The sequence below is a fragment of the Ramlibacter sp. genome (assembly GCF_013697775.1).
Lineage (GTDB): Bacteria > Pseudomonadota > Gammaproteobacteria > Burkholderiales > Burkholderiaceae_C > Ramlibacter.
On sequence record NZ_JACCWG010000114.1, the window covers coordinates 1 to 8,402 of the forward strand.

Below are 8,402 nucleotides of genomic sequence, written 5' to 3' on the forward strand. Positions count from 1 at the left end.
CCAGGCCGTACGACGGCGTCACCACGTTCGGCTTGAGCCCGCACTGCGCGAACGCGTCCGCGAATTCGCGCAAGGTCGCGCTTCTCACCCGCTCGGCGCCGTTCACCGCCACCTTCAGGCAGCTCAGCTCCAGGCCCTGCTTTTGCGCCTCGGTCACCTTCTGCGCGCACAGGGCATAGGCGAAGTTCGGCCCGCCGGTGATCTTGGCGCGCCAGTCCGAAATCGCTTTCAGCCAGCGGTGCGGCCGCATCAGGAACGCCGCCGGCGAGAACTGCACGCAGTGGCCGCCCAGCACCACCGGCGCGACGATGCTGCCGATCAGCCCGAAGTCATGGTGCGGCGGCAGCCAGGACAGGAACACGTCGCCCGCGCCCACCCCGTACGTCTGCCCGATGGCCTCGGCATTCGCCAGCAGGTTGCCGTGCGTGACCATCACGCCCTTGGGTGCGCCGGTGGAGCCCGAGGTGTATTGCAGGAAAGCGACGTCCTGCGAGGTCATCGCCGGTGCAGTCCATTCCGCCGAGAGATCTTCAGCCAAATCCAGGTCGAACCATTGCAGGCTCTTCGGCCATTGTGTGTCCTGCGCGCCCGAGAGGTCCCGCATGCGCTGTACCGTGTCGGCGGACGACAGCGCCACGCGCGGCTGCGCATCCTGCACCATGCCCAGCAGGCGCGGCAACGTCTTCGCATTGGCCGGCGGCAATGCCGGCACGGCGACCAGCCCCGCGTACAGGCAGCCGAAAAACGCGCCGATGTAGTCCAGGCCCGGCGGATACGCCAGCAGCACCCGGTCGCCGGGAACGCACCGTTGCCGCAGCCGCACCGCCACGCTGCGCGCCTGCCGGTCCAACTGCGCAAAGCTCAGCCGCGCACCGACGCGCTCGCCGTTGTCGAGGAAGGTGAAAGCGACCGTGTCGCCCTGCTGCTGTGCGCGCCGCCGCAGGACCTCGACCAGGGTCAGCAGGGGCGCGGCGGGTGGATTTTTCACAGAGGGCCTCGGGGCGGAATGCGAAAGGGCGCAGCACGGTGCCCAGCGGCTGGCCGGTTGCGCGCGGGCCTGAAAAGAACCCGGAAACTGAAGATGGGAAACGAGAGCAGCCCGCTCGACGCGGGCCGCTCCTTCAATCGTAAGTGCGCTTCGTTAACGCGATGCGTCCGCGGCACCTTCCATTTGTCGCCGCAACGACAAAGGACGCATGTCGGTCCAGACCTTCGCGATATGGTCCAGGCAGGTCTGCTTGTCCGCCGTCGGGCCGTTCTCGCGCCAACCTTCGGGAATCGGTTTGCCGGCCGGCCAGATGGAGTACTGCTCCTCGTGATTCATCACCACCACGTAGTGGGGTTCCTGTGCCTTGGTGTTGTCGTCGTCCATCGCAAGCCTCTTCATCCATATCAGCCGACCGTGATATCGGCCAGCGCTGCACCGTATCCGCAAAGAGCTGCACTCTTTCCGAGTGGAGTCTTCAGCACAACGGTGATTTCCCGCATCCATGCGCCCGTGAATCATTACGACGGCGCGGGTAGCGGCCCTTATATATCAGCCGCCGCTGAGAATGCGGCAGCAGCAAGCATGATGCCATGCACGCACGCGCGGCTTGCGCGCGATGCGGTCCCGTTATGATGCCTGCGGCACTTTCCGCATCGTTTTCCTTTCTTCCTCACTCGCATGCAACCCACTCCTTGGCTCGTTCGCAAGCCGGGCTCCGTTCCGCGCCGCATGCGCCTGTTCTGCCTGTCGTACGCCGGCGGCAGCGCCCATGCCTTCGCCGGCTGGCAGGACGTGCTCGATCCCTCCATCGAAGTCTGCGCGGTGCAGTTGCCCGGCCGCGGCGCGCGCTTTCGCGAGCCGCCGATCGGCTCCATGCCGGTGCTGATCGAGGAACTGGGCGGCGTGGTCGACCGCTACGGCGACCTGCCCTTCGCCTTCTTCGGCCACAGCCTGGGCGGCCTGCTCGCGTTCGAGCTCGCGCGCCATTGCCGCGCCGCCGGCATCCGCCAGCCGATCCACCTGTTCGCCTCGGGCGCGGCGGCGCCGCAGCACCGCGATGCGCCGGAAGAGCGCCACAAGCTGCCCGAGCCCGAGTTCATTGCGATGCTGCGCGAGTACGAGGGCACGCCGCCCGAGCTGCTGGAGCACCAGGAGCTGATGAACCTGGTGCTTCCGATGCTGCGCGCGGACTTCGGCATGGTGGACGAGTACCGCTACCGGCCCGAGCCGCCGCTGTCCATGCCCATGACGGTGCTGGCCGGCGCGAAAGACGAGCGCGTGGTCGGCCCGCAGGTGGACGCATGGGCCGAGGAGACCACCGGCACCTGCCAGGTCTCCTGGTTCGACGGCGGCCACTTCTTCCTGCAGTCCCACCGCGCCGAGGTGCTGCAGCTGGTCCGGCAGACGCTGCTGGGCTACCTCTGACCCACGGGCTCGAGCGCGCGTCCGCGCTCGAGCCCCGATTCCGTTTTACTTGGTGCGGATGTCCGCGATCTGGCTGGCCGACACGCCGCCCACGATGGTGCGGTTGATCATCGGATGCGTCTCGTGGGTCGGGCCGAAGTCGCTGTCCGGGTGGTAGGCCACCACCGCCATCTCCGAGTCGGTGGTGCGAAATCCGTGCGGGCCTTCCGCATGGATGATGAACACCCGCCCCGGCATCAGCGCGATGTTGCCCTTGGGCGTGATGCACTCGCCGCGCCCGCGGATCACCATGCCCACGCGCATGGACGGATGCGTGTGCTGGGTCTGGTCCACCCCCGGCGGGAAATACAGCAGGTTGAAGCAGGCGTCGCCCATCATCACCGGCGGAATCAGCAGCGAATCGGTGCAGCCGTCGATGTACTTCAAGCGTCCGCGCTCCTCCACCGGCCCGCCGATCTGGAAGAAGCCGTCGTAGTCCAGGCGCGACGCCGCGATGCCGCGGCCGTTGCCGCGCACCTTGGTCTCGCCAGGCGCGGAGAAGTACATGCCCGCGCCCAGCGTGAACGTGCCGGCGGCGTGCTCCACCGTCAGGCTGCCGTCGTACACGTAGCCGAAGTGCGTGGCGCCGGCGGGCAGCGTCAGCGGCTGCTCCGACAGGCCCCACAGCTGGGTCGGGTAGCCGTCGTCGCGCAGGTCGCACAGCAGGCCATGGGCCAGCGGGTAGGGGGTGAAGCTGGGTCGTTCGATGGTTGCTTGCATGGTCTCGTTGGCTCCCGTGAAATCGGTTGGAAAGAGGTGGGTGAAGGTGTAGGGCGGCGGGCTCAGGCGGCGACGCTTCCCACGATGGGGTCGCTGCCGAAGCTGCGCTTGGCATAGGCCTTGAATTTCTGCGCCAGCAGCGCGCGCTTGACCTTGCCGGTGGGCGTTGCGGGCACCGGCTCGGTGCCGAACAGCACCACCCGCGGGCGGTAGCGCACGCTGCAGGCGCGCACCGCTTCCAGCACGCGCCGCTCGGTGTCGGGCGTGCGCGGCGCCACCACATACAGCCCGATCTCCTCGCCCGCCGCCTCGTTGGCGAAACCGGCGACGGCGAAGCGGCCGACCGCGCGCAGCGCCTCCAGCTCGGCCTCGATCGCCAGCGGCGACAGGTTCTCGCCGTAGCGGATGACGATTTCCTTCTTGCGCCCGGTGATGAAGAAGAAGCGCTCGCCGCCGACCACGGCGTGGAAGCCCAGGTCGCCGGTGCGCAGGTAGCCGTCGCCCAGCGCCTGCTCGGTCGCGTCTTCCGCGTCCCAGTAGCCGCGCATCAGCGTGTGGCCGGTGACCACCACCTCGCCCTCTTCCTCGGCGTCGGCCGAAGACCCGTCGGCGCGCTTCACGTCCATGTCGCAGCCGTGCAGCGCCGGGCCGATGCTGGGCACGCGGAACTGCGTCATGGCGCGTTCCAGGTCGGCATCGGCCACGTTCCAGGGCATGGTGGCGGCGAAGTTCACGCACTCGCTCAGGCCGTAGCCCTGGTGGATGTCGATGCCGGTCTTGTCGCGGAATTCGGCCGACACGGTCTTGGGCAGCGGCGCAGCGGCCGAGGTCACGTACTTCAGGTCGGGCAGCGTCGCGCGCGGCACCGCGATGCGGGTGAGCACGCGGATGATCTCCGGCACCAGCGAGATCACGTCCACCCGCTCGGTGCGCAGAATGTCCCACAGCGCCGGGCCGGCCACGCCCGCGCTCAGCACCACGTGGCTGCCAGCGTAGAGCGAGGCGATCATGGAAAAGCCGAAGGCGTTGGCGTGGAACAGCGGCAGCACGCACATGTGCACGCGCCGGTGCGCCAGGTCATGGATGCGCGACAAGCCCTCGGCATTCACCAGCAGGTTGTAGTGGCTCAGGCACACGCCCTTGGGCGCCGAAGTGGTGCCGGAGGTGAACAGGATCACGGCGGGGTCGTCGGGCTGCACCTCCTGCGCGGGCCAGGCGAAGCCGGCATCGTCGGGCTGCGCGGCCAGCGGCAGCGCCGGCAGGGCGACCGTCCCGCGCAGGGCCTCGCGCAATTCGGGCGCCACCTCGCGGCCGGTGACGGCCAGCTTCGGCTGCGTCTTGTCGGCGATCAGCTGCAGCACGCGTGCCGACTCGGTGTTGCTGACCGGCACCGTCACCGCGCCCAGCGACATCAGCGCCAGGTGCGTGCAGAAGGCTTCCGGCGAATTGGCCGACAGCACGATCACGCGGTCGCCGCGCGCAACGCCCTGCTCGCGCGCGAACCAGCGCGCCAGGGCTTCGATTTGCGCCAGCAGCTCGCCCCAGCTGAAATGCAGCACGCGGCGCTCGGCTTCGTACCAGGTGAGCGCGGGCGCGGCCGCGTGGCCCCGCGCGCCGGCCAGCACCTGCGGCAAGGTGGTCCTGTCGATCAGCCGCGCCTTGGGCGGACCGCCCCGGTAAATGCGGGCGGCGGCGTGTTGCGCCAGCGGCGGGATGGCCGTGTCGGCGTGGTGCATGGACTCCTCTGTAATGAACGTACCCGTCTTCATATCACGCCCATCTCTTCGCCGCCTGCGTCTTGCGCGTGGGCGGGGGGCTCGCCTCGCGTCCACTGCACGTTGGCGATGAGCTCGGCCAGCGCCTCCAGGGTGCGCGCCTCGAACAGCGTGCGCAGCGGCAGGTCGACACCGAACACTTCGCGCAGCCGCGCCACCATCAAGGTCGCCAGCAGCGAATGGCCGCCCAGCTCGAAGAAGTTGTCGTGCACGCCCACGCGTTCCACGCCCAACACCTCCATCCAGATCGCGGCCAGGTTCTCTTCTTCCGGCGTGCGCGGCGTCACGTACTCGGCGGCGCGCGCGCCGGGCGCGGGCAGCGCCTTCCAGTCGACCATGCCGCGCGGCATGCGCGGAATGCGCTCCAGCGGCAGCACGGCCGCGGGGACCATGTGCTCCGGCAGGTGCTGGGCGATGGCCACGCGCCAGCCTGCCGCCATGTCGGGCGTGGCGGCCGCATCCAGCACCACGTAGGCGAGCAGCTGCTGCACGCCCTGCGCGTCGCCGCGCACCATGGCCACTGCGTCGGCAATGCCCGGATGGGATTTCAGCGCGGCCTCGATCTCGGCGAATTCGACGCGCTGTCCTTGCAGGGTCACGCGGCGCGGACGCTCCGGTAGCTCGAGCGAGCCGTCCATGCGCCACCGCGCCAACTCGCCGGTGCGCACCAGCCGCTCGCCGGGTACGAACGGCGAGGCGATGAAGTCGCGCGTGGTTGCGTCGGCCTGGCCCGCGTAGCCGCGCGCCCAGTCGCCACCGACCACCAATTCGCCGTAGACGCCGGTCGGCACGGGTTGCAGCCGCTCGTCCAGCACATAGGCGCGTGTGTCGATGCCGGGGCGGCCGTAGAGCGCGATGTTGTCTTCACTCTCGCCGGCCGTGCCTTGGAGCAAGGCGAGCAATGCCCGGGGGCCGCCTGCACCCAGCCGCTTCGCCAGGCCGCTGTGCGTCAGCAGCGCCAGCACGGGCGCACCGGCGCTGTCCGAGGTGCGCAGCAGGCAGGCGGCCTGCGACGCATCGATGCGAACGTCCAGCGGCGTGCCGGCCAGGGACGCGATGCGCTGCGCATCCTGCGCGGCGTCCAGCACCAGCGATGCGCCGGCTTCGGCCAGCAGGTCCTTGCGGCGCTGGGGCGGGTCCTCGGGGTCCAGCGGCAGGCAGGCCGCGCCGGCTTTCAGGATGCCGAGAACTGCCGCCAGCGTGCCGGGCGCGTCCTGCATCGCCACGCCGACAACGGTTTCGCGCCGCACGCCCTGCGCCACCAGGTGCCGCGCGATGCGGTTGGAGGCGGCATCGAGCGCGGCATCGCCGGTGGACAGATGCATGACCGATGCGGATTCGGATGCGGCGGCCGGTCCGCTCCATGTCTGCACCACCAGCTGCCGCTCCGCATCGCTGAGCAGCTGAACCTCCGCCAGCGGCCGGTCGGGCAGCGCGACGGCGGCGTGCAGCAGCACGCGGAACTGCGCAGCGAAGCGCTCGATGGTGCCAGCGTCGAACAGGTCAGTGGCGTATTCGAACTGGCAGGCGACGTCGTCGCCCTCGCCCATCAGCCGCAGCATCAACTCGAAGCGCGCGGCGACTTCTTCGTTCGGTGGGAACTCGGTGCGCAGGCCCGGCAGGTTCAGGCTGCCCGGCTGGTTCTCGGTCAGGAACGAATTGATCATCACCTGGAACACCGGCGGGCGCGACAGGTCGCGCACCGGGTTCAACTCCTCCACCAGCTTTTCGAACGGCAGCTCCTGGTGTGCAAAGGCTTCCAGCGCGGTTTCCCTGGCGCGCGCCAGCAGCGCGCGGAAAGAGGGCTCGCCCGACACGTCGGTGCGCAGCACCAGCATGTTGACGAAGAAGCCGATCAGCCCTTCGGTACGCTGGTCGGTGCGGCCCGCCACCGGGGTGCCGATCACGATGTCCTGCTGCCCGCTCCAGCGCGCCAGCAGATGCTGGAACGCGGCCAGCAGCACCATGAACAGCGTTGCGCCCTCGGCACGCGCCAGCGCCAGCAGCTGTGCGGCCAGCGGCCTGGGCAGGGCCAGCATGACGCTGCCGCCGCGGAAGCTCTGCACCGGCGGGCGTGGGTGATCCAGCGGCAGGTCCAGCGTGGCGGGCGCGCCGTGCAGGCGCCGCTTCCAGTAGCCCACCTGCTGCGCCAGCGCGTCGCCCTGCAGCCAGCCGCGCTGCCACAGCGCGTAGTCGGCGTACTGCACGGGCAGTTCCGGCAGCGGCGATTCCTGGCCCTGCACATAGGCGCCGTACAGCGCGCCGATTTCGCGGATCAGCACGGCCAGCGACCAGCCGTCGGACACGATGTGGTGCATCGCCACCACTGCCACGTGCTCCTCGGGCGCGAGGCGCAGCAAGGTGGCGTGCAACAGGCGGCCGGCGGCCAGGTCGAAGCGCCGCGACGCCGCCTTGTGCATGGCGCGCTGCGCCTCGCTGCGGCGCGCGGCAGGCTCCAGCCCGGCGAGGTCGATGCGTTCCAGCGCGAAGCGGCCCGGCTTGTCGATGACCTGCGCTATGGTTTCGTCGTCGGCATCGAAGCGCGTGCGCAGCGCCTCGTGGCGCCGCACGATCTCGGCCAGAGCGCGCGCGAAGGCATCCACGTCCAGCGGGCCGATGAAGCGCACGGTGCCGCTGATGTTGTAGGCCGCGCCCATGGACTCGATCTGGTCCAGCAGCCACAGCCGCTCCTGCGCGTACGACAGCGGCAGGCGCGCGGGCCGCTGCTGCACGGTGAGGGCCGGCATGGACAGGCCCGCGCCTTCGCGCCGCGCGGCGTCCAGCGCCGCGCCGAGCGCGGCCAGGTTGGGCGCGCCGAACAGCGTGCGCAGCGACAGCTCCACGCCCAGCGCTTCGCGCAGCCGCGCCACCACCTGCGTGGCCAGCAGCGAATGGCCGCCCAGCTCGAAGAAGTTGTCCTGGCCGCCGACGCGCGCCACGTGCAGCACCTCGGACCAGACCGCGGCCACGGTTTCCTCGGTGGGCGTGCGTGGCGGCACATAGGTGCGCTCCTCGCCGCCGAGGTCCGGCGCGGGCAGCGCCTTGCGGTCGGTCTTGCCGTTGGGCGTGAGCGGCAGCTTGTCCAGCAGCACGATGTGCGAGGGCAGCATGTAGTGCGGCAGGCTGCGCTGCAACGCGGTGCGCAGTGTCGCCGCGTCGCGCGTCTCCAGTTCGCACACGGCGTAGGCGACCAGGCGCTTGTCTCCGGGGCGGTCCTCGCGTGCGAGCACCAGCGCCTGCTTGACACCGGGTACCGCGGCCAGCGCGGCTTCGATCTCGCCCAGTTCGATGCGGTAACCGCGCACCTTCACCTGCTCGTCCAGGCGGACCAGGTATTCCAGGGTGCCATCGGGCAACAGGCGGGCCGCATCGCCGGTCTTGTACATGCGCTCACCGGGTGCGCCGTGGGGGTTGAGGATGAAACGCTCGGCTGTGAGCTCGGGCTGTCCCAGGTA

General features: G+C 69.9%; 6 protein-coding genes. 1 reads left to right on the forward strand and 5 read right to left on the reverse strand.

What is annotated here, in order from left to right:
• Positions 1-988 (reverse strand): AMP-binding protein (locus tag H0U68_RS06065; protein WP_296353668.1); only part of this gene is annotated, 988 nt, incomplete at its 3' end.
• 153 nt (positions 989-1,141) lie between these two features.
• Positions 1,142-1,372 carry an MbtH family NRPS accessory protein gene (locus H0U68_RS06070; RefSeq protein ID WP_296353670.1) on the reverse strand — a complete coding sequence of 77 codons (231 nt, stop codon included), beginning with the start codon at positions 1,370-1,372 and terminating at the stop codon, positions 1,142-1,144.
• 294 nt (positions 1,373-1,666) lie between these two features.
• Between H0U68_RS06070 and H0U68_RS06075 the strand changes: the two genes are divergently transcribed.
• The gene (locus tag H0U68_RS06075) at positions 1,667-2,413 is read left to right on the forward strand and encodes an alpha/beta fold hydrolase (RefSeq protein WP_296353673.1); all 747 of its coding nucleotides are present in this window, start codon (positions 1,667-1,669) and stop codon (positions 2,411-2,413) included.
• Between the two features lie 45 nt (positions 2,414-2,458).
• Here the strand turns inward: H0U68_RS06075 and H0U68_RS06080 are convergent, their stop codons facing one another.
• From H0U68_RS06080 to H0U68_RS06090, 3 genes are all read right to left on the reverse strand, one after another.
• Complete coding sequence (locus H0U68_RS06080; RefSeq protein WP_296353675.1) at positions 2,459-3,172, reverse strand: cupin domain-containing protein; 714 nt, start codon at positions 3,170-3,172, stop codon at positions 2,459-2,461.
• 62 nt (positions 3,173-3,234) lie between these two features.
• Positions 3,235-4,908, reverse strand: a complete 1,674-nt coding sequence (locus tag H0U68_RS06085) for a class I adenylate-forming enzyme family protein (protein WP_296353677.1) — start codon at positions 4,906-4,908, stop codon at positions 3,235-3,237.
• A 29-nt stretch (positions 4,909-4,937) separates the two neighbouring features.
• Positions 4,938-8,402, reverse strand: a 3,465-nt coding sequence (locus H0U68_RS06090; protein WP_296353679.1) for a condensation domain-containing protein, incomplete at its 5' end; no start/stop codon positions are given.